The organism is Massilia eburnea (assembly GCF_009720745.1).
GTDB lineage: Bacteria > Pseudomonadota > Gammaproteobacteria > Burkholderiales > Burkholderiaceae_D > Rugamonas > Rugamonas eburnea.
The window spans coordinates 277,275-297,075 of sequence record NZ_WNKX01000005.1 but is presented as its reverse complement, the minus strand read 5'-3'; the positions used below and the strand labels follow the sequence as shown (position 1 = coordinate 297,075).

Below are 19,801 nucleotides of genomic sequence, written 5' to 3'. Positions count from 1 at the left end.
TCAGCCCCGCTCCAGCAGGTTGCGTACAGCCTCCATGTCGGCCAGCGGAACACCCTCGTGCGGCTCGAGCGCGGTGGCAAGGTGCAAGCGCGCGCCTAGCGGCGCCATGTCATTGCCGCGCACCGGTTCCAGCACATAGGTTCCGGGCTGGCCGTATAGCCATTCGGCGTTGGGGGCCGTGAAACGCGGCTGCAGCGGCTGGCCCAGGGCGTCGAAGAATTCCCAGGTGCTGCGCTCGACTTCGCGCGCGTCCGTCCGGCGGCAGGCGCTTTCCTGGTCGGGGAAAGCATGCAGCAGGCGGCGCCGTTCGGAAAGTGCGAACACATAGGGCAAGTCCGGCTTCTGCGGATTCGGCAGCTGCGCCTGCGCGTCCAGCGGGCGGCGCAGCTTGACGCTGGCCAGAATATGGTCGAAGGCCTCCAGCCATGCTTCGCTGAAGCCGTTCGGGCAAGTGCCCGCCATGAGCATGGCTTGTTTGCTGCCTGGAATATCGCCCTGCACCAGCACGACAACCTGGCGCTGATGCATGAAGATGCCGTTATTGCGCCAGCTGTAGGTCAGTTCAATTGCCGGCGAGCCGTCCAGCTGGCGCTCCTGCATGCTGCGCAACAGGAACTTGGGCAAGGCACGCGACATTTCCTTGATCAGGCGATCGCTGAATTCGGCCAGGTCTTCCTCGCCTTGCGTGTCGGCGTGGGAGACGACGAAACTGAAGTCGCTCGGACCATCGTCCTTGAGCACGAACATGTGCATCGTGCGGTCGCGCAGTTGCGACGGCAATGAAAACGTGGCGTGGTGGGCGTCGTAGTGCGTGGTTTCCATGGTTATTTGTTCAGGTCAATGCGGTCGCTTCCGATGACGTCCACGTGGACGCCCTGGATGGTGATGGTGCCGTCCTGGCGCAACTCGATCTTGCTGGCGCCAACTTCCAGCGTGATGTGGGTGTTGGCCTTCAGGTAGATGTGCTCCGTATTCGACGTGGCTTCGACGGCCTTCTGTGCACTCAGGACGATATGCTCGGTTTCCGCCGTCAGCGCGATATGCTTTTTGGCGGTGGCGGCAAGATGCTCGGTGTCTGCCTTCAGCTCGATATATTTCTTCGCGCTGATCGAGGCGTGCTCGGTTTCAGCCGTGGCGGCGAAGTGCTTGTTCGCAGTCAGGCCGATGTGGCCCGTTTGCGACGTCATTTCAATCTGCTGCTTGACCGTGCTGGCATGGAAGCCGTTCGTGACGGTATTGGTCTGGCTTGGCCCGTTCACCGTGGTGGCGTGCTCGTTCTGGACCGTGGTAACCATGTCCTTTTGCGCGTGAATGTTGATCAGCTCCTTGCCCTTGGAGTCGTGGATCACCATTTCGCTGAAACCGCCGCCGCCCGGTGTCGAGCGGCTTTTGAAGCCCATCATATGGGCGCCATCCGGCAGCGCATAGGGCGCGGGCTGGTCGGCGTTGAACAGGCGGCCGGTGCAGACCGGACGATCTGGATCGCCTTCAAGGTAATCGATCAGTACTTCCTGGCCGATGCGGGGAATGGAAACCGTACCCCAGCCCTTGCCCGCCCACGGCTGCGACACCCGGATCCAGCAGGAAGCCGATTCATCGCGCCTTCCGTAGCGGTCCCAGTGGAACTGGACCTTGATGCGGCCATACTGGTCGGTGTGGATTTCCTGTCCCTTCGGGCCGACTACAGTCGCGGTCTGCGGCCCGGGCATGCGCGGCGCCTGGTGGGCGCGCACCGGGCGATACGGGATCTTGCGGCGGATCGCGGTAAAGCTGTTGCGGTACACGTCCTCCTGGTCGCTGGCGAAGAAGTTGTTGCGGCAATCGATCTGCACGCCGATAACCAGGAAGTCATTGTCCTTTTCGTCCGTGACATCGAACCAGTGGTGCCCCAGGAGCTTGAAAGTGTGGCCCGGGGCCAGGCCGCGGCAATCCGATTCGCCCGCAAAAAGCTTGGCCTGCCATTCCAGCGTCTCCATGCGCATCTGGGCTTCGCGTTCGCCGCTGTCGCGGTCCTTGTAGGAGAACGCAGGATTGCCGTCATAGACTTCCAGCGTGGGTACGTCGCCCTGGCGCGACGCCGTCGGCAACTCGACGTATTGCACTGTGTTGGGCGATTTGAAGTCGAATGTGTTCAGGGCGACCTTGGTGGGCTGCAGCATGCGCCGCGCAGTGAAGGCTGTCACCGCGTCGCGATTGCGCCAGCGGTTGCCGCCATTGAATTCGACTTCGGCGTGCGCCTTTTGCGGCGGGCAGAAGGCGCTGTCACGCGAGTCGTCGCTGATCACCATCACATGGCCCGCTTCGCTGTGCTCGAAATAGTAGAACAGACCGTACTTTTCCATCAGCCGGCTGGCGAAGTGCTCGTCGCTTTCGTCATACTGGACGATGTAGTTTTCCGGCAGATAGGTCTTGCCGGTCCGCAGTTCGAAGGCAGCCAGCGCACCATAAGCGGTGAAGACTTGGCGCAGCACGTCCAGCACGCTGGCGTCCTGGAAGATGCGGGAGTTGGTGCTGTGCTGCAGGAAGGCCAGCCAGGGAACGACTTCGGCCTGGTAAAAGGCGAACCCGCCATCGGAATGCGTAAAGCCGAATACGTTGACGTAGCCGTTGATGCATTGTTCGCCGCCGTCGGCCAGGCGGATGCCGACGCTGACGTTCTTGCCGAGCAGGTCTTGCAGGTCGATGCTGGCGCTCTTCGAAAGCAGGCGGAGCTTGATGTTGTACGGCGCCGATAGCGTGGCTTCGCCGGTCATCGATTCCACCAGCAAGGCTTTCTCGCCTGCCAGCGGCGAATAGAAACGCAGCAAGCGGCTGCCTTCGTGGAAGGCGGCGAAAGGAGAACTGCCCACGCCCTGCTGCAGGGCGGCCTGGCGCGGTTCGATCACGGCGGGCGCGAATTCGGCGGCGGGCGCCATGAAATCGCTAATGGCCATGCCGGCCAGAGGGTGCTCTTCGATGTGCAGCGCCTGGGCGGCCGCAGTGCCGGTGCCAGCACTCAGCGCGTGCACGCCCGGATCGACGGCGCCACCCGCAAGGCCTGCGGCATCGCCGGCATGGGGGGCGATGCCTGGAGCTCCGGCGTTCGCGCCGCCGGCAGTGCCGGTCTTTGCGGCGGCAGCCAGGGCGCCGGCGGTAGCCGATATGCCTTTCTGCACCAGCGGCGCAGCCTGGGGCGGCAGCTCCTTGGCCAGCGCTCCGGCGGCCAGGTCGGTTGTGGTGGGTAATGCAGCGTCGGCGAGTTTGCCGACCAGCGGCGATAAGCCAGGCGCGCCTGGCGCCTCGCTCACGGGTGGCGCAGCGAGCGCGGTCCTGCCATCCAACGGTCCAAACGACATTCGGGCAACTCCTATCGAATCACAAGTAAACTTATCAAATAAGCAAACTGGCGGACGATAGCAAATTGCGCCGAATATCAACGCACGGTTGGAATTACTCCTGCGGCACGCGCACCCAGCCTTCCATCAGCACGCGTGCACTGCGGCTCATGATGGCTTTCTTCACGGTCCATTCACCGTTCTCCTGCGTCGCCAGCGCGCCTACGCGCAGCGTGCCGGAAGGGTGGCCGAAACGTACAGCCTCGCGTTGGCCGCCACCCGCCGCCAGGTTCACCAGCGTGCCAGGAATGGCGGCAGCTGTGCCGATTGCCACGGCGGCCGTGCCCATCATGGCGTGGTGCAGCTTGCCCATGGAGAGCGCGCGCACCAGCAGGTCGATATCGCCGGCCTGCACCTGCTTGCCGCTGGACGCGGTGTAGCTGGCCGGTTGCGCAACGAAGGCGACTTTCGGTGTGTGCTGGCGGGTTGCCGCTTCCGACAGGTCCTCGATCAGCCCCATACGCAGCGCGCCGTAGGCACGGATGGTCTCGAACTTCGCCAGTGCGGCGGCGTCGCCGTTGATAGCGTCCTGCAGCTCGGTGCCGTCGTAGCCTATGGCGTCGGCGTTGATGAAGATGGTCGGGATGCCGGCATTGATCATGGTCGCCTTCAGCGTGCCGATGCCTGGCACTTCCAGGTCGTCCACCAGGCGGCCGGTCGGGAACATCGATCCACCGGCGCCCTCCTCTTCCGCTGCCGGGTCCATGAACTCCAGTTGCACTTCGGCGGCCGGGAAGGTCACGCCATCGAGTTCGAAGTCGCCGGTTTCCTGCACCTCGCCATTGGCCATTAGAATATGGGCGATGATGGTCTTGCCGATATTGGCTTGCCAGATGCGCACCACGGCCACGCCGTCGCGCGGCACGCGGGCCGGGTCCACCAGGCCGCCGCTGATGGCGAAGGCGCCGACCGCTGCCGACAGGTTGCCGCAGTTGCCGCTCCAGTCGACGAAAGCCTTGTCGATACTGACCTGGCCGAACAGGTAATCCACGTCATGACCGGCGCGGGTGGAGGCGGACAGGATCACTGTCTTGCTGGTGCTCGAGGTCGCGCCGCCCATGCCGTCGATCTGCTTGCCGTACGGGTCCGGGCTGCCGATCACGCGCAGCAGCAAGGCGTCGCGCGCCTTGCCCGGCGCCTGGGCCGCTTCCGGCAAGTCCTGCAGCCGGAAGAAGACGCCCTTGCTGGTGCCGCCGCGCATATACGTGGCAGGCACCTTGATTTGCGGTTTATGTGTGCTCATTTACGCTGCCTTTGCCGATTCCAGGAAGTCCTGCGCGAAGCGCTGCAGCACGCCGCCCGCTTCGTAAATCGACACGTCTTCCGACGAATCGAGACGGCAGGTGACTGGTACGTCAACACGCTCGCCGTTCTTGCGGTGAACGACCAGGGTCAGCGTGGCGCGCGGTGCGCGCTCGCCGATCACATCGAACGTTTCGGTGCCGTCGATGCCCAGGGTGAGGCGGTTCACGCCCGGCTTGAACTCCAGCGGCAGCACGCCCATGCCCACCAGGTTGGTGCGGTGGATACGCTCGAAGCCTTCGGCGACGATGGCTTCCACGCCGGCCAGGCGCACGCCCTTGGCGGCCCAGTCACGCGAGGAGCCTTGGCCGTAGTCGGCGCCCGCGATCACGATCAGCGGCTGCTTGCGGTCCATATAGGTCTCGATGGCTTCCCACATGCGGGTCACTTTGCCTTCCGGCTCCACGCGCGCCAGAGAACCAGCCTTGATGCTGCCGTCGGCATTGCGCACCATTTCGTTCTTCAGCGTCGGGTTGGCGAAGGTGGCACGTTGCGCGGTCAGGTGGTCGCCGCGGTGGGTTGCGTAAGAGTTGAAGTCCTCTTCCGGCAAGCCCATCTTGTGCAGGTATTCGCCGGCAGCGGAATCCATCATGATCGCGTTCGACGGCGACAGGTGGTCGGTGGTGATGTTATCGCCCAGCACCGCCAGCGGACGCATGCCTTTCAGCGTGCGCTCGCCTGCCAGCGCACCTTCCCAGTACGGCGGACGGCGGATGTAGGTCGATTGTGGACGCCAGTCGTACAGCGGCTCGGCGCGTTCGGCAGCTTCTTCGCTGCGCGCGAACATCGGGATGTAGACCTTGCGGAAATGCTCCGGCTTGACCGAAGAAGCGACGATGGCGTCGATTTCCTCGTCGGTCGGCCACAAGTCCTTCAGCGTGATCGCCTTGCCGTTCGCATCGTGGCCCAGCACGTCCTTCTCGATGTCGAAGCGGATGGTGCCGGCGATGGCGTAGGCCACCACCAGCGGAGGCGATGCCAGGAAGGCTTGCTTGGCGTACGGGTGGATACGGCCGTCGAAGTTGCGGTTGCCCGACAGGACGGCGGTGGCGTACAGGTCGCGCTCAACCACTTCCTTCTGGATCGCCGGATCCAGCGCGCCGGACATGCCGTTGCAGGAGGTGCAGGCGTAAGCGACTACACCGAAGCCCAGCTTTTCCAGTTCAGGCATCAAGCCTGCTTCTTCCAGGTACAGCGTGACGGCTTTGGAGCCTGGCGCCAGCGAGGACTTGACCCACGGCTTGCGCAGCAGGCCGGCCCTGTTCGCATTGCGCGCCAGCAGGCCGGCGGCGATCATGTTGCGCGGGTTGTTGGTGTTGGTGCAGCTGGTGATGGCGGCGATGATCACGGCGCCGTCCGGCATCTTGCCAGGCTCGTTTTCCACCACGCCGGAAATGCCGCGCGCGGCCAACTCCGAGGTTGGGACGCGCTTGTGCGGGTTGGAAGGGCCGGCGATATTGCGCACCACGGTCGACAGGTCGAACTTCAGTACGCGCTCGTATTCCACCTTCGCCAGCTCGTCCGACCACAGGCCGGTATGCTTGGCGTAGGTTTCCACCAGGGCCACCAGGTCGTCGTCGCGGCCGGTCAGCTTCAGGTACTTGATGGTCTGCGCATCGATGGAGAACATCGCGGCGGTAGCGCCGAATTCAGGCGCCATATTGGAGATGGTGGCGCGGTCGCCCAGGGTCAGCGCGGCCGCACCTTCGCCATAGAACTCCAGGTAGGCCGACACCACTTTTTCCTTGCGCAGGAATTCGGTCAGCGCCAGCACGATGTCGGTGGCGGTGATGCCGGGCTGCGGCTTGCCGGTCAGTTCGACGCCGATGATGTCCGGCAGTCGCATCCAGGATGCACGGCCCAGCATCACGGTTTCCGCTTCCAGGCCGCCCACGCCGATGGCGATCACGCCCAGCGCGTCCACCATCGGGGTGTGGGAGTCGGTGCCGACCAGCGTATCCGGATAAGCCACGCCGTCGCTCACCTGGATCACCGGCGACATGCGCTCCAGGTTGATCTGGTGCAGGATGCCGTTGCCCGGCGGGATCACGTCGACGTTCTGGAAGGCCTTCTTGGTCCAGTTGATGAAGTCGAAGCGGTCTTCGTTACGGCGGTCTTCAATGGCGCGGTTCTTGGCAAATGCGTCCGGATCGAAGCCACCGCATTCCACGGCCAGCGAGTGGTCGACCACCAGCTGGGTCGGCACCACTGGATTGACCAGGGCTGGATCGCCGCCCTGCTCCGCGATCGCGTCGCGCAGGCCGGCCAGGTCCACCAACGCGGTCTGGCCCAGGATGTCGTGGCAGACCACGCGCGCCGGGAACCATGGGAAGTCCAGGTCGCGCTTGCGCTCGATCAGCTGCGACAGTGAGGCCGTCAGCGTGGCCGGGGCGCAGCGGCGCACCAGGTTTTCCGCCAGCACGCGCGAGGTGTACGGCAGCGTGGCGTAGGCGCCCGGCTTGATCGCATCGACGGCTTCGCGCGCGTCGAAGTAATCGAGCTTGGTGCCCGGTAGTTGCTTGCGGTATTGGGTATTCATTACTTGCGGTCCTTCAGTGGTACGAAGGCCAGGTCTTCAGGGCCGACGTAGTTGGCGCTTGGACGAATGATCTTGTTGTCGATACGCTGTTCGATCACGTGGGCAGCCCAGCCCGAAGTACGGGAAATCACGAACAACGGGGTGAACATGGCGGTCGGCACGCCCATCATGTGGTACGACACGGCGGAGAACCAGTCCAGGTTCGGGAACATCTTCTTGATTTCCCACATCACCGATTCCAGGCGCTCGGCGATGTCGAACATCTTCATCGAGCCCGCTTCCTGCGACAGCGAGCGGGCCACTTCCTTGATCACCACGTTGCGTGGGTCGGAGATGGTGTACACGGGGTGGCCGAAGCCGATCACCACTTCCTTGTTGGCGACGCGGTTGCGGATGTCCGCTTCCGCTTCGTCGGCGTTTTCGTAGCGCTGCTGGATGTCCAGCGCAACTTCGTTGGCGCCGCCGTGCTTGGGACCGCGCAGTGCGCCGATCGCACCGGTGATGGCGGAGTGGATGTCGGAGCCGGTGCCGGAGATCACGCGGCTGGTGAAAGTGGAAGCGTTGAACTCGTGCTCAGCGTAAAGGATCAGGGAAGTGTGCATCGCACGCACCCACGATTCGGAAGGCTTTTCGCCGTGCAGCAGGTGCAGGAAGTGGCCGCCGATGGTTTCGTCGTCGGTTTCCACGTCGATGCGCTTGCCGTTGGTGCTGAAGTGGTACCAGTACAGCAGCATGGAGCCGAAGGAAGCCATCAGGCGGTCGGCGATGTCGCGCGCGCCGGCGATATTGTGGTCGTCCTTCTCCGGCAGGCAGCAGCCCAGCACCGAGACGCCGGTGCGCATCACGTCCATCGGGTGAGCGGAAGCAGGCAGCGCCTCCAGTGCGGATTTGACGCCTTGCGGCAGGCCGCGCAGGGACTTCAGCTTCTTCTTGTAGCCTTTCAGTTCAGCCACGTTCGGCAGCTTGCCGTGCACCAGCAGGTAAGCGATTTCTTCGAATTCGCAGGTGGTGGCCACGTCCAGGATGTCGTAGCCGCGGTAGTGCAGGTCATTGCCGGTCTTGCCGACGGAGCACAGGGCGGTATTGCCGGCTGCAACGCCGGACAAGGCGACGGATTTCTTTGGCTTGAAGGTTGGAGCTGCTTCGGTCATTTGGTCTCTCCTCGAATTGATTGAATTATTTTTTGGCGGCTGCGAACAGTGCGTCCAGCTTCTGTTCGAAATCGTGATAGTTGATGCGCTCGTACAGTTCGGCGCGGGTCTGCATGGTGTCGATCACGGCTTGCTGGGTGCCGTCGCGGCGAATCGCGGTGTAGACATTTTCGGCAGCCTTGTTCATGGCGCGGAAGGCGGACAACGGGTACAGCACCAGGCCCACGTCGGCCGACTTCAGTTCTTCCACGGTGAACAGCGGGGTCGCGCCGAATTCGGTGATGTTGGCCAGCACCGGCACTTTCACGGCAGCGGCAAACTTCTTGTACATATCCAGAGAGATCATCGCTTCCGGGAAGATCATGTCGGCGCCGGCTTCCACGCACGCCACGGCGCGGTCGATGGCCGCATCCAGGCCTTCCACGGCCAGCGCATCGGTGCGCGCCATGATCACGAAGTTTTCATCGGTACGCGCGTCAACGGCAGCCTTGATACGGTCGATCATTTCGCCCTTGGACACAATTTCCTTGCCCGGACGGTGGCCGCAACGCTTGGCGCCGACCTGGTCTTCGATGTGCATTGCAGCGGCGCCAAACTTGATCATCGACTTCACGGTGCGCGCCACGTTGAAGGCGGACGCGCCGAAACCGGTATCCACGTCCACCAGCAGCGGCAGGTCGCACACGTCGGTGATGCGGCGCACGTCGGTCAGCACGTCGTCCAGGTTGGAGATGCCCAGGTCCGGCAGGCCCAGGGAGCCGGCTGCCACGCCGCCGCCAGACAGGTAGATCGCCTTGAAGCCGGCGCGCTTGGCCAGCAGGGCGTGGTTGGCGTTGATCGCGCCGACGACTTGCAGCGGGGACTCTTCTTGCACGGCCTTGCGGAAGGCGGCGCCTGCGGAATATTGGCTCATGGTGTCCTTTAAATAAAGTGTTTGTTTGCCGTGCATAGTGCAAGCGGCGTGCCAGCCGCGCCGGGCCTGAAAAATCAAGCACTTGCAACGTTCGCGCCATAGTATAATGTTTCAAGTTGAAACACATGAAACGTTTCAGGTGAAACATGCGACATTCCACGCCCCTGCCCTTCGATCCCGCCGACAAGCCTGTCATCTGGACGGTTTCCGTCTCGCGCCTGTCGGAACTGTTCCGCGATATCACGCTGGAATACGACGCGCTGGCCGACATCGAGCCGATCAATCTTGGCTTTGATGAAGCTGCGCGCCACATCCGCGAACGGCTGGCCACGGAACGTTGCGATGCCGTGATTGCGGCCGGCTCCAACGCCGCCTACCTGAAAGGCCGCCTGTCGGTGCCGGTGGTAATCGCCAAAGCCAGCGGCTTCGACTTCATGCAGGCGCTGGCCCGGGCGCGCAAGATATCCGACCGGATCGGCGTCATCACCTACCAGGACGACATGCCGGCGCTGGCCGAATTCGCCGCCACCTTCGGCGTGCCGATCGCGCAGCGCACCTACGCCACCGAAGAAGATGCGCGCGCCCAGATCAATGACCTGAAAGCCGCCGGCATCAAGGCCATTGTCGGCGCCGGCCTGATCACCGACCTGGCCGAAGAAGCCGGCCTGACGGGCGTGTTCGTCTATTCGGCCGCCTCGATCCGCCAGGCCTTTGACGATGCGCTGGAACTGGCGCGCCTGGCGCAGCTTGAGACCAACCGCAGCCGGCGCCACGTCGTCGCCGACACGCTGCGCGCCAAGCACGGGCTGGCCGACCTGCGCGGAGAATCCGACGCCATGGAACGGGTACGGCAGGCCGTGGTGCTGTATGCAAAATCGCCCGCCACGGTGCTGATCCAGGGCGAGACCGGATGCGGCAAAGAGCTGGTTGCGCAGGCCATCCACCGTGAATCGCCGCGCACCATGGGCGGCGCCAACCGGCCTTTCGTGGCAGTCAATTGCGGCGCCATCGCCGAATCGCTGCTTGAATCGGAGCTGTTCGGCCACGAGGAAGGCGCGTTCACCGGCGCGCGCCGCGGCGGACATGCCGGCCTGTTTGAAGCAGCCAACCGCGGCACCCTCTTTCTCGACGAAATCGGCGAAATGCCGCTCACACTGCAAACGCGCCTGCTGCGTGTGCTGGAAGAGCGCGAGGTGGTACGGGTCGGCGGCACGCGCCCGATTCCCATCAATGTACGCATCATCAGCGCCACCCACTGCGATCTTGAAGCGCGCGTGCGCGAAGGCCGCTTCCGCGCCGACCTGTTCTACCGGCTGGCCGTCTTGCGCATGTCGTTGCCGCCGCTGCGCGAACGTCCGGCCGACATCCTGCCGCTGGCGGAATGGTCGCTGCGCACCGCGCTCGCCAGCCTGAGTGCGCGCGCCCATCCCAACCTGCCCGCCGAACTGGCCGCCTGTGCGCCCCTGCTGCTGCGATATGACTGGCCCGGCAACGTGCGCGAACTGCGCAACCTGACCGAACGCCTGGCGCTTTTCCTGGCCGCCGAGCCGCTGCAGGCCCTGACGCCAAGCTTCGTCGCCAGCGTCGCGCCGGAACTGAACTCGGCGTCCATGCGCGCCCAGGAACTCGGCCACGTCGCCCCCCCCGGGCCCTACCTCGCCACGTCGTCGCTTGCGGCTCCGTCACCGGCAGCGCCGCAGCGCGCAGGCGCCACGGAAAGCGCCACCGAAGTACTGGCCCGCTTCGGCGGCCGCCGCGATGCCGCGGCCGACTATCTCGGCATCAGCCGCACCACCCTTTGGCGCCGCCTGCGCGAGGAGTCGGGCAACTAAATTTGCATCTAAGCCGCGCGCCAGCGTTTTGGCCGGCTCGCTAGAATTTCCCCATGGACGAGCATGCGGAAAAGGAATCGCTGAAGGAGCAGATGACGCGCATCAATGAAGAAGCGCGCATGATCCTGCCTGGCATCCAGGCACTGTTTGGGTTCCAGTCCATCGCGGTCTTCAGCGAACGCTTTGATCAGCTCCCGGCTTACGCGCAAGATTGCCACGCCGTCGCCCTGGCCCTGGTCGTCCTTGCCATTGGGCTGGTCATGCTGCCAGCCGCCTACCATCGCCTGGTCGAAGCCGGCCGGATTTCCGGGCGCACGATCACGATCGCGTCCCGGGCGATTTGTTATGCCCTTGTTCCGCTGGCAGCTGGCCTTGCGCTGGATATCAGCGTTGTTCTCTATATGGTCACAGAGCAAAACGTCGTGAGCGCCGCCGGCGGCATCGCAGCCTTCGTGCTCTTGGTAGGCATGTGGTTCGCCTACCCTTTGCACGCACGCCGGTAGCCATCCATCACTCGAATCGACCACTCGTCACCGGAACCCGATCCCGGTGGTGCAGGATCGGTTATGCTCCTGCACCATGAAAAGGGAACATTATTTTTGGCTGCTGCAGGTCCTGGGCTGGACCGGCGTGGCGCTGTTTATTGCCATCGTCAACAAGCTGAGGGTGATGGACATGCCGCTTTCCGGGCTGTGCGGCATCATCGGCCTCGCCATGACCTCTCTATGGCGCTATTGCTGCAAGCTTCGGCTGCTGAAAGGCAAGCGCCTTGAATGGCAGGCTGCAGTGGCGGCGGCTTTGGCCGTGGGCATGGTCCAGGCCTTCGCCATCGCATTGCTGGACCGGGCGATTTCAGGAGCAAACTGGTTCGAGGGCAGCCCAATGTGGTTCCTGATGATGTCGTCGTTCTGGATCGGCGTCATGCTGGCTTGGAACGTCTGCTACATGGCCGCCTTGTCCTTGCGCCGCAACCAGCGGCTGGAAGCGGAGACTCTCCTGCTGGAAGCGGAAACACTGCGCCTCGAATTGCTGGCTAAGGAAGCCGAATTGCGCGCCCTGCAATCCCAGGTCAATCCCCACTTCTTCTTCAATAGCCTGAATAGCGTGCGTGCCTTGATGTACGAAGACGTCGACAACGCCGCTGATATGATCGACCGTCTGGCGACCCTGATGCGCTACACCCTGATGTCCACCTTCAGCGATTGCGTGCCGCTGCAGCACGAACTCGATGCCGTCCGCGCCTACCTCGCCATCGAACAGATCCGCTTCGAAGAAAGGCTGCGCCTCCACGTCGAGATCGAGGCCGGCCTGGCGGAAGTGAAGATTCCCCCAATGGCCTTGCAAACCCTGGTCGAAAACGCCGTCAAATACGGCGTTGAGCGCCGCACGGAAGGCAGCGAGATCCGCATCATCGCCCGCCACGTGGAAGGTTGCGCGATGATCGAAGTCGCCAACCAGGGCAAGCTGCTCGCCAATCCGAACTCCACACGCGTAGGCGTCAACAATGCGCGCAAGCGGCTGGAACTGGCAAAAGGGAGGCAAGCCACCCTCGACCTCAGCGAGCAGGATGGCTGGGTACGCGCCACGCTGAGCTTCCCGCTGGCTGCATAACACCTCACCGGAACAGATCATGGAACGAGCTCCCTTGCTGGTACGCCTGGATTGGTATTGGATTCTGCAGATCCTGGGCTGGAGCCTGGTCACTGCCTTTGTGATGTTGGCCAATGGCCCTTACCTCGCCAAACCAGGCGCAGTGACAGTCTGCCTGTTGGATGGCGCTGCGGGCCTGCTCATCACCGATTTGTGGCACCGGTTCCTGAAGGTGCGCCGCTGGAATACCCGCCCCCTGGATTGGCGCCAGATCGTAATCGCCTTCTGCATTCTCGGCCCGCTGCTGACAGCTTGCGCCATCTTCATATCACGCACCATTGTCCCGGCTTCGAAGAATGACGGCTGGATCCCGATGCTGCTCCTGTTCTGGTCCGGCATAACGATGGCCTGGCAGGTATGCTACATGGCCGCCATCGCCCTGCGCCGCGCCAACCGCTTCGAATCGGAGGCACTGCGGCTGGAGGTTCTGGCCAAAGAGGCTGAACTGAAAGCCCTGCAAGCCCAGGTCAACCCACACTTCTTTTTCAATAGCCTGAACAGCGTGCGCGCGCTGATATTCGAGAACCAGCATGCTGCTGCGCAGATGGTCGACCAGCTGGCAACACTGATGCGCTTTACGCTTGCATCGAGTTACGCCGAAACCGTGCCGCTGAAAGAAGAACTGGAGGCCGTAAAATCCTATCTCGCCATCGAAAAAATCCGCTTCGAAGAGCGGCTTAGCGTGGCGCTGTACATCGCCGACGGCATGGAAGCGGTGACCATTCCGCCCATGTCCGTCCAGACGCTGGTGGAAAACGCAGTCAAGTACGGCGTGGAACAAAGCAGCGTGGGAACGGAAATCCGCATCAGCGCCAGCTGTGCCAACGGCAAGGCATCGATCGAAGTGGCGAACCGCGGCGCGCTGGCCAAGCTTGGCAATTCCACGCGTGTCGGCTTGTCGAACGCCCGCAGGCGCCTGCTGCATGCCAAGGGCGACGATTCCAGCCTGGACCTGGTGGAGCGCGGCGGCTGGGTGCACGCCACCCTCACCTTCCGCACCACTCATCACGCAGTTTGACCGCTCATCAAGTTTTCGATTTGGCGCCGGCGCATGCGCCGATAAAGTCTGCCTCACAAGGAGGAAACACCAAATGAAAACCCAATTTGCAAAAGCCGCCATCTCCCTGCTGCTGGCCGCAGCGTCCATCCCTGCCGTTGCGGCGTCGGCTTTCAAAGCGGAAGTTAAAGGCAGCGGCGAGCCGATCATCCTGATTCCCGGCCTGGCTACCTCCGGCGAAGTATGGAAAGATACCGCTGCCCACATGTGCGTCAAGCACCAGTGCCATATCCTGACCCTGGCCGGTTTTGCCGGCGTGCCAGCCCTCTCCGGCGAACACCTGCTGCCAGCCGCCGAGCAGCAACTGGCCGATTACATCACCGCCAACAAGCTGGTCAAGCCAACCGTGATCGGCCACAGCCTGGGCGGTTTCCTCGGCATGAAACTGGCCAGCGATTATCCGGACAAGGTCGGCCGCCTCGTCATCATCGACAGCTACCCGGCACTGGGCGCCACGCGCAACCCGGCCGTCACCAAGGAACAATTGCAGGCAGCAGCTGCCCAAATGCGCGACGGCATGAGCAAACAGGATGACGCCAGCTACGCCGCCGTCCAGCAGCGCATCACCGCCAGCATGGTCACCGCACCGGAAAATGCGCAGCGCATCTTCGAGTGGGGCAAGCAGTCCGACCGCGCCACGGTCGCCGATGCCTTCTACGAGATCATGGCCACCGACCTGCGCGAGGACATCAGCCGCATCAAGGCGCCAACGCTGGTACTGGGCTCCTGGTCGGCCTACAAGGCATACGCACCGAAGGAAGCGGTCGAAGGCCTGTTCAAGTCGCAGTATGCCAAGCTGCCCGGCGTGAAAGTGGAATTGGCCGACACCTCTCGTCACTTCATTATGTACGACGAGCCTGAATGGATGTATGCTCGCATCGACCAATTCATCCAATAATCTGCAAACCATGGCACACACCACGCGTCCGCTGCTGGCAAGGCTTAACTGGTACTGGATCCTTCAGCTGCTTGGCTGGACGCTGGTCGCATGCTTGACCCTCCTGACGTTCGGCCGCCTTCTTGGCCTCGCCGCCGCGTGGGGCGGTGTCAGCGGATTACTGTTGTCGGATCTGTGGCACCGTTTCATCAAGGCTAGGCGCTGGAACACGGGGGCGATCAAATGGCGCATGCTGGCGGTTCCGGTACTGCTTCTTGCGCCTCTGCAGTCGCTCAGCATGGCGCTGGTGATCTACCTCGTGCTGCGCAAGGTCGACGGCCCGAGCGGCTGGCTGCCCGGCGCAATCGTCCTCTGGAGCTGCGTCTTCCTCGCATGGCAGGCCGCTTACCAGGCAGCGCTGGCACTGCGCCGCGCCAACCAGTTTGAAGCGACCGCCCTGCGCATGGAAGTCCAGGCCAAGGATTCCGAACTGCGCGCGCTGCAGGCCCAGGTCAACCCGCACTTCTTTTTCAATAGCCTGAACAGCATCCGCGCCCTGGTGTATGAAGAGCCGGATTCCGCGTCGCAGATGATCGACCAGCTGGCAAGCCTGATGCGCTATGCCTTGCAGTCCGGCCAGTCCGACACTGTGCCGCTGCACAAGGAACTGGCAGCGGTGGAGGCTTACCTCGCCATCGAAAAGATCCGTTTCGAAGAAAGACTGCGCGCCAGCATTGAAGTCGAGCCGGGCCTGGAAGACGTGAGAATTCCTCCCATGTCGCTGCAAACCCTGGTGGAAAACGCCGTCAAGTACGGCGTGGAGATGAGCACCACCGGCAGCGACATCCGCATCACTGCACGCCGTGCCGGCGACAATGCCCTGATCGAAATCGCCAATGCCGGCGCCATCCGCTCCATCGGCGATTCGACCAAGGTTGGCCTCACCAATACCCGCAAGCGCCTGGCCCTGTCGATGGGCGAGGAAGCCAGCCTGCAACTGAGCGAAAGCAGCGGCTGGGTGCGTGCCACCTTGCAATTCCCGGTGGCCGCATGATCCGCACCCTGATCGTCGACGACGAACGCCTGGCGCGCGCCGAACTGCGGCGCATGCTGGCCAAACATCCCGGCGTGGAAATCGTCGGCGAGGCGGCCAATGCGGCCGATGCCGCGCAGATGGTGGCGTCGCTCGACCCCGACCTGCTGCTGCTGGACGTACAAATGCCGGGCGGCAGCGGCTTCGACCTGCTGGCCGCGCTGGAAGATGCGCCGGAAGTGATCTTCACCACGGCCTTCGACCAGTACACCCTGCAAGCGTTCGAAGCCAGCGCGCTGGACTACCTGATGAAACCCATCGAACCGCAGCGCCTGGCCGCGGCGCTGGAACGCGCCGCCGCCCGCCTTGGCCTGGCCCCGACGCCGAGCAGCACGCCGCGCAAGCTGTTCATCCGCGACGGCGACCGCTGCTGGTTCGTGCGGCTGGAGGATATCCGCCTGTTCGAATCGGAAGGCAATTACACCCGCCTCTACTTCGACGGCGCCAGGCCGCTGCTGGCGCGCTCCCTGCTGCAGCTTGAGCAACGGCTGGACCCGCAGCAATTCTTCCGCGCCAGCCGCCGCCATATCGTCAACCTGGCCGCCGTGCGCGGCATCAATAACGAGGAAGGCGGCGGCCTGACCCTGCACCTGGCCGACATGGCGGTGGAAGTGTCGCGCCGCCGGGCCGCCGCGCTCAAGCAGCTGCAGGAATTCTGACTTTTACTTCAGGGCTGGAATGGCCTGCGGCTGCAGCGGCTTGACCGGCTGCTCCTTCAGCTTCTTCTGCAGCATCTCGATCGCCACTTCCAATTGGCGGTCCTGGCCCTGATAGGTGGCGTGCGGCAGGTTGTCCACTTCCACATCTGGCACCACGCCGACGCCCTCGATCAGCCACTGGCCGTCCGCTTCACTGAACTGGCCATTCTCCGCTACCCGCACCATGCCGTTGTCTGCCAGGCGATTGCGGTCGCTCAGCCAGACACCCGCGCCGGCCGTGCGCTTGCCCACCAGCGGCGCCAGTCCCAGCGCCTTGATCCCGGCAGCAAAGGTCTCACCGTCCGAATAGGTCAGCTCATCGACCAGAACCACCAGGTGGCCGCGGAAGGTGTTCTGCATATTCGGATAAGTGCTGCCCGACGGCGGCGCCCAGTAAGCCCAGGCCTTGCGCAGCAATTTCTCGATAATCCAGCTGTCGATATTGCCGCCCTGGTTGCGGCGCACGTCGATGATCAGGCCATCGCGGTTGACGTTGGCATAGAACTCGCGGGCGAAGGTGGCGATATCGTTCGGCCCCATGGCGCGCAGGTGCAGGTAGCCTATGCGGCCCTTGGACGCCTGGTCGACCTGGCGCGCCAGGCCCTGCTCCCAATCGCCGTAGCGCAGCGTGGCCTGGCGCGATTGCGCCACCGGCGTCACGATCACCGAACGCGCCATGCCTTTGGCGGTGGTCACGTTCAGCAGCACCTGCTTGTCGGCCTGGTTCAGCAGCAGGTCGGAAATATCGCGCGCTTCCAGCACCGGCTTGCCGTTGACGGCGGTGATCGTGTCGCCCTGGCGTACGTCGACGTCCGGCTGCGCCAGCGGTGCGCGGGCGTTGGGTTGCTCGGGCTCGGTGCGGTAGACATGTTCGACGCGGTAGCCTTTGTCGCTGCGGGCCAGCACGGCGCCCAGGCCAGCCGGCGTGCCTTCCGGTGCGGGACGCCGTATATCGCCCGGCGCCACCTGCGAATGCAGCGCACCAACTTCCGCCACCATCATGCCGAGAATGTCGTTCAGCTCGGCGCGCTCGCTCACGCGCTCCACCAGCGGAGTGTACTTGGAACGCACGGCATTCCAGTCCACGCCGCGCATTCTGGCGTCGTACAGGAAGTCGCGGTGCATGCGCCAGGCATCGTTGAACATCTGCGTCCACTCCAGGCGAGGATTGGAAATCAGCGTCCAGTCATCGACCCGCACCTTGGCCTTGCTGGTGTCGGAAGGGATTTTGGCGCCGGCTTCCACGATCATCATGTCGCCCGGTCCGCTGGCGGAGAAGGTGCGGTAATACACGTGCTTGTGGTCGGCCGACAGCTCGTAATTGCGCACACCCGCCACAAAAGTTTCCGGCTGCGGGCTGGTGCGGGCAATGGCCAGGGTTTTCAGTGCGAAGCGGCCCTCGTTGCCCTCGCGTTCGAGGAAGTACAGGCGCTTGTCGTCAACCGACAGGTCATCGTAATTGCCGGCTGCCAGCGGCACTTCATACACGCGCTCGGACAAGCCGGCGAACACGATGGCAGGAAGCCTGGCCGGCGCGGCGGACTTGCCGCCGGCCGGCTTCTCAATGGACTTCTCGGCCGCCTTGTCCACTGCTTTTTCCACGGCCTTCTCGGCGGCTTTTTCCTCCGGCGTCTCGGCCGGCTTGGCGGCAGCCTTGCTCAACTCATCGTCCGGCTTGAACGGGAAGCGGTTACCCGGCTGCAGCGCCAACGCAAACACGCCGACGCGCTTGTCGAACACCGGCCCCATGTTGCGGTCGCCCCATGGCGAGCCGTTGGCCAGGGCGAAATTGCGGGCCGACAGGAAGTACAGCCAGCGGCCATCCGGGGAAAACGCCGGCGAGGTGGACGGATAACGGTCGCCGGTAACGAAGGCCAGCTGCTTGTCCGCCACCGAGTAGAGGCCGATCTGGCTGCGCTGCGCGCTGGTATCGGAGCGTACAAAAGCCAGGTTGCGCCCATCCGCGGACCACACGGCGCTATCGTGCTGGTCCACGCCCGCTTTGCCGGCATCGTCGATCAGCGTGTTCGCGCGCGAGGCCAGGTCCAGCAGCCACATACGCCCTTTCTTGTCGGTGTGCGCCAGCCATTTTCCGTCTGGCGAAGGATACAGCGCCCAGCGATGGTTATTGCCGTCCGTGGTCAGGCGCTCGCCCTTGCCGGAACCGTCGGCGGCAAACTTCCAGATCTCGTTCTCGCCGCTGGTGTCGACAATTGCAAACACCGACTTCTCATCGTGGCTGAAAACAGCATCGCGGGCGCGCGCGCCTTCCGGAATCGCGATCTCCACCCGGCGCAGGCTGCCGGTGCCGGCAATGCTGACGCGGCCGCGCGCCGTGATCACCACGCGCTCCTCGCGCGCGGACAAGGCGGTGCTGGTCAGCGCTTCCAGCGGCGAACGGATCTGGCGCGTGCGCTGCTGGTCGAAATCCGACACCAGCGACACCTTGAGCGGCCGCGTAGCCCCGCTCGCCAGGTCCAGCACCTGCACGTCCGCACCAAGCTGGTAGACGATGCGGCCGTCTCCCAGCGCTGCATTGCGCACGTCCCAATCCTTGTGGCGCGTATGTTCGCGCAGGTCGCCGCCATTCGCGTCGCTGGACCAGATATTGTCGGAACCATCGCGGTCGCTGATGAAATACAGGCGCCCGTTCCACCACATCGGGCGCTTGTTGTTGCCCGCATCGGCGCCGAACACCTGGCGCGCCTCGCTGCCGCCGTCGATATCGTAACGCCAAAGCTGGGCGTGCGCGCCGCCGCGGTAGTGGCGCACATTATCGCCCGTCATCACCAGGCCGAGACGCGTGAAGTAGAGGGTCTTGCCCGCATCGTCCAGCACGGCGTCGTTGGCATCGGCCACCTGGAAAGTGCGGCGCGCCAGCGTGGCCGGCTTGACTGCCGATACTTCCCACTGATTGCGCGGTCCCACTTGCGCCGGCAGCGCCACCAGCACCTCGCCTTGCGCAGTCCAGCCCAGCACGCGCACGTTCTCATTGGCAAAAGTCAGGCGCTTCGGCAAGCCGCCGGAAACCGGCATCACATACGCTTCCGGCGTCCCCTCGTAGCTGCCGACGAAGGCCAGCCACCGGCCATCCGGCGAGATGGCGGCCATGGCCTCGGTGCCGGCATGGGTGGTCAGGCGCTGCGCTGCGCCGCCTTGCAGGCTGGTCTTCCATAGATCGCCTTCGGCGGTAAAGACCACGGTGTCGCCGCGCACGGCTGGGAAACGGAGATAGGGGTCGGCGGCGTGGGCCGCGCTGGCCAGGAGGCCAAGCGAGAGCATGAGGGATGTTTTCATGCCCGCGATTGTGCAATA

At 63.8% G+C, this 19,801-nt stretch carries 14 protein-coding genes; 7 read left to right on the top strand and 7 right to left on the bottom strand.

The features are described from left to right. The 6 genes from GM658_RS09150 to prpB all read right to left on the bottom strand — a co-directional run bounded on the left by GM658_RS09150 (position 1) and on the right by prpB (position 9,279). Complete coding sequence (locus tag GM658_RS09150) at positions 1–822, bottom strand: DcrB-related protein (RefSeq protein WP_155453694.1); 822 nt, start codon at positions 820–822, stop codon at positions 1–3. Positions 823–824: 2 nt separating this feature from the next. Beyond that, a complete protein-coding gene (tssI, locus tag GM658_RS09145) occupies positions 825–3,335 on the bottom strand; it encodes a type VI secretion system tip protein TssI/VgrG (protein ID WP_155453693.1) in 2,511 nt (836 codons plus the stop codon). A gap of 94 nt (positions 3,336–3,429) precedes the next feature. Beyond that, entirely contained in the window at positions 3,430–4,617 is a 1,188-nt protein-coding gene (gene prpF / locus GM658_RS09140; RefSeq protein ID WP_155453692.1) for a 2-methylaconitate cis-trans isomerase PrpF, read from the bottom strand. Then, a complete protein-coding gene (acnD, locus tag GM658_RS09135; RefSeq protein ID WP_155453691.1) occupies positions 4,618–7,215 on the bottom strand; it encodes a Fe/S-dependent 2-methylisocitrate dehydratase AcnD in 2,598 nt (865 codons plus the stop codon). Continuing rightward, positions 7,215–8,366 (bottom strand): bifunctional 2-methylcitrate synthase/citrate synthase, encoded by a 1,152-nt coding sequence (gene prpC, locus GM658_RS09130; protein WP_155453690.1) that lies wholly within the window; start codon positions 8,364–8,366, stop codon positions 7,215–7,217. Before prpC ends, acnD begins: the two co-directional genes overlap by 1 nt. 25 nt (positions 8,367–8,391) lie before the next feature. Continuing rightward, a complete protein-coding gene (gene prpB, locus GM658_RS09125) occupies positions 8,392–9,279 on the bottom strand; it encodes a methylisocitrate lyase (protein ID WP_155453689.1) in 888 nt (295 codons plus the stop codon). 146 nt (positions 9,280–9,425) lie between these two features. Between prpB and prpR the strand changes: the two genes are divergently transcribed. The 7 genes from prpR to GM658_RS09090 all read left to right on the top strand — a co-directional run bounded on the left by prpR (position 9,426) and on the right by GM658_RS09090 (position 16,447). Further along, positions 9,426–11,111 (top strand): propionate catabolism operon regulatory protein PrpR, encoded by a 1,686-nt coding sequence (gene prpR / locus GM658_RS09120; protein ID WP_155453688.1) that lies wholly within the window; start codon positions 9,426–9,428, stop codon positions 11,109–11,111. 53 nt (positions 11,112–11,164) lie between these two features. Then, entirely contained in the window at positions 11,165–11,614 is a 450-nt protein-coding gene (locus GM658_RS09115) for a DUF6328 family protein (RefSeq protein WP_229416825.1), read from the top strand. Positions 11,615–11,690: 76 nt separating this feature from the next. Continuing rightward, positions 11,691–12,722: a sensor histidine kinase gene (locus GM658_RS09110; RefSeq protein WP_155453687.1), complete on the top strand. Its 1,032-nt coding sequence runs from the start codon at positions 11,691–11,693 to the stop codon at positions 12,720–12,722. A 19-nt stretch (positions 12,723–12,741) separates the two neighbouring features. Beyond that, entirely contained in the window at positions 12,742–13,779 is a 1,038-nt protein-coding gene (locus GM658_RS09105; protein WP_155453686.1) for a sensor histidine kinase, read from the top strand. A 73-nt stretch (positions 13,780–13,852) separates the two neighbouring features. Beyond that, positions 13,853–14,716, top strand: coding sequence for an alpha/beta fold hydrolase (locus tag GM658_RS09100; protein WP_155453685.1), 864 nt, complete (start codon positions 13,853–13,855; stop codon positions 14,714–14,716). A 10-nt stretch (positions 14,717–14,726) separates the two neighbouring features. Then, positions 14,727–15,749 (top strand): sensor histidine kinase, encoded by a 1,023-nt coding sequence (locus tag GM658_RS09095; protein ID WP_155453684.1) that lies wholly within the window; start codon positions 14,727–14,729, stop codon positions 15,747–15,749. Continuing rightward, positions 15,749–16,447, top strand: a complete 699-nt coding sequence (locus GM658_RS09090; RefSeq protein WP_170298751.1) for a LytR/AlgR family response regulator transcription factor — start codon at positions 15,749–15,751, stop codon at positions 16,445–16,447. The genes GM658_RS09095 and GM658_RS09090 overlap by 1 nt, the downstream gene beginning before the upstream one ends. 3 nt (positions 16,448–16,450) lie before the next feature. Here the strand turns inward: GM658_RS09090 and GM658_RS09085 are convergent, their stop codons facing one another. Then, entirely contained in the window at positions 16,451–19,783 is a 3,333-nt protein-coding gene (locus GM658_RS09085) for a S41 family peptidase (protein WP_155453682.1), read from the bottom strand. Positions 19,784–19,801: the final 18 nt, after the last annotated feature.

Bases quoted from the DNA above. Each gene is read 5' to 3' on its own strand.
- prpF (WP_155453692.1), bottom strand. From the start codon at position 4,617: ATGAGCACACATAAACCGCAAATCAAGGTGCCTGCCACGTATATGCGC.
- GM658_RS09110 (WP_155453687.1), top strand. From the start codon at position 11,691: ATGAAAAGGGAACATTATTTTTGGCTGCTGCAGGTCCTGGGCTGGACC.
- acnD (WP_155453691.1), bottom strand. From the start codon at position 7,215: ATGAATACCCAATACCGCAAGCAACTACCGGGCACCAAGCTCGATTAC.
- prpR (WP_155453688.1), top strand. From the start codon at position 9,426: ATGCGACATTCCACGCCCCTGCCCTTCGATCCCGCCGACAAGCCTGTC.
- tssI (WP_155453693.1), bottom strand. From the start codon at position 3,335: ATGTCGTTTGGACCGTTGGATGGCAGGACCGCGCTCGCTGCGCCACCC.
- prpC (WP_155453690.1), bottom strand. From the start codon at position 8,366: ATGACCGAAGCAGCTCCAACCTTCAAGCCAAAGAAATCCGTCGCCTTG.
- GM658_RS09095 (WP_155453684.1), top strand. From the start codon at position 14,727: ATGGCACACACCACGCGTCCGCTGCTGGCAAGGCTTAACTGGTACTGG.
- GM658_RS09115 (WP_229416825.1), top strand. From the start codon at position 11,165: ATGGACGAGCATGCGGAAAAGGAATCGCTGAAGGAGCAGATGACGCGC.
- prpB (WP_155453689.1), bottom strand. From the start codon at position 9,279: ATGAGCCAATATTCCGCAGGCGCCGCCTTCCGCAAGGCCGTGCAAGAA.
- GM658_RS09105 (WP_155453686.1), top strand. From the start codon at position 12,742: ATGGAACGAGCTCCCTTGCTGGTACGCCTGGATTGGTATTGGATTCTG.
- GM658_RS09085 (WP_155453682.1), bottom strand. From the start codon at position 19,783: ATGAAAACATCCCTCATGCTCTCGCTTGGCCTCCTGGCCAGCGCGGCC.
- GM658_RS09150 (WP_155453694.1), bottom strand. From the start codon at position 822: ATGGAAACCACGCACTACGACGCCCACCACGCCACGTTTTCATTGCCG.
- GM658_RS09100 (WP_155453685.1), top strand. From the start codon at position 13,853: ATGAAAACCCAATTTGCAAAAGCCGCCATCTCCCTGCTGCTGGCCGCA.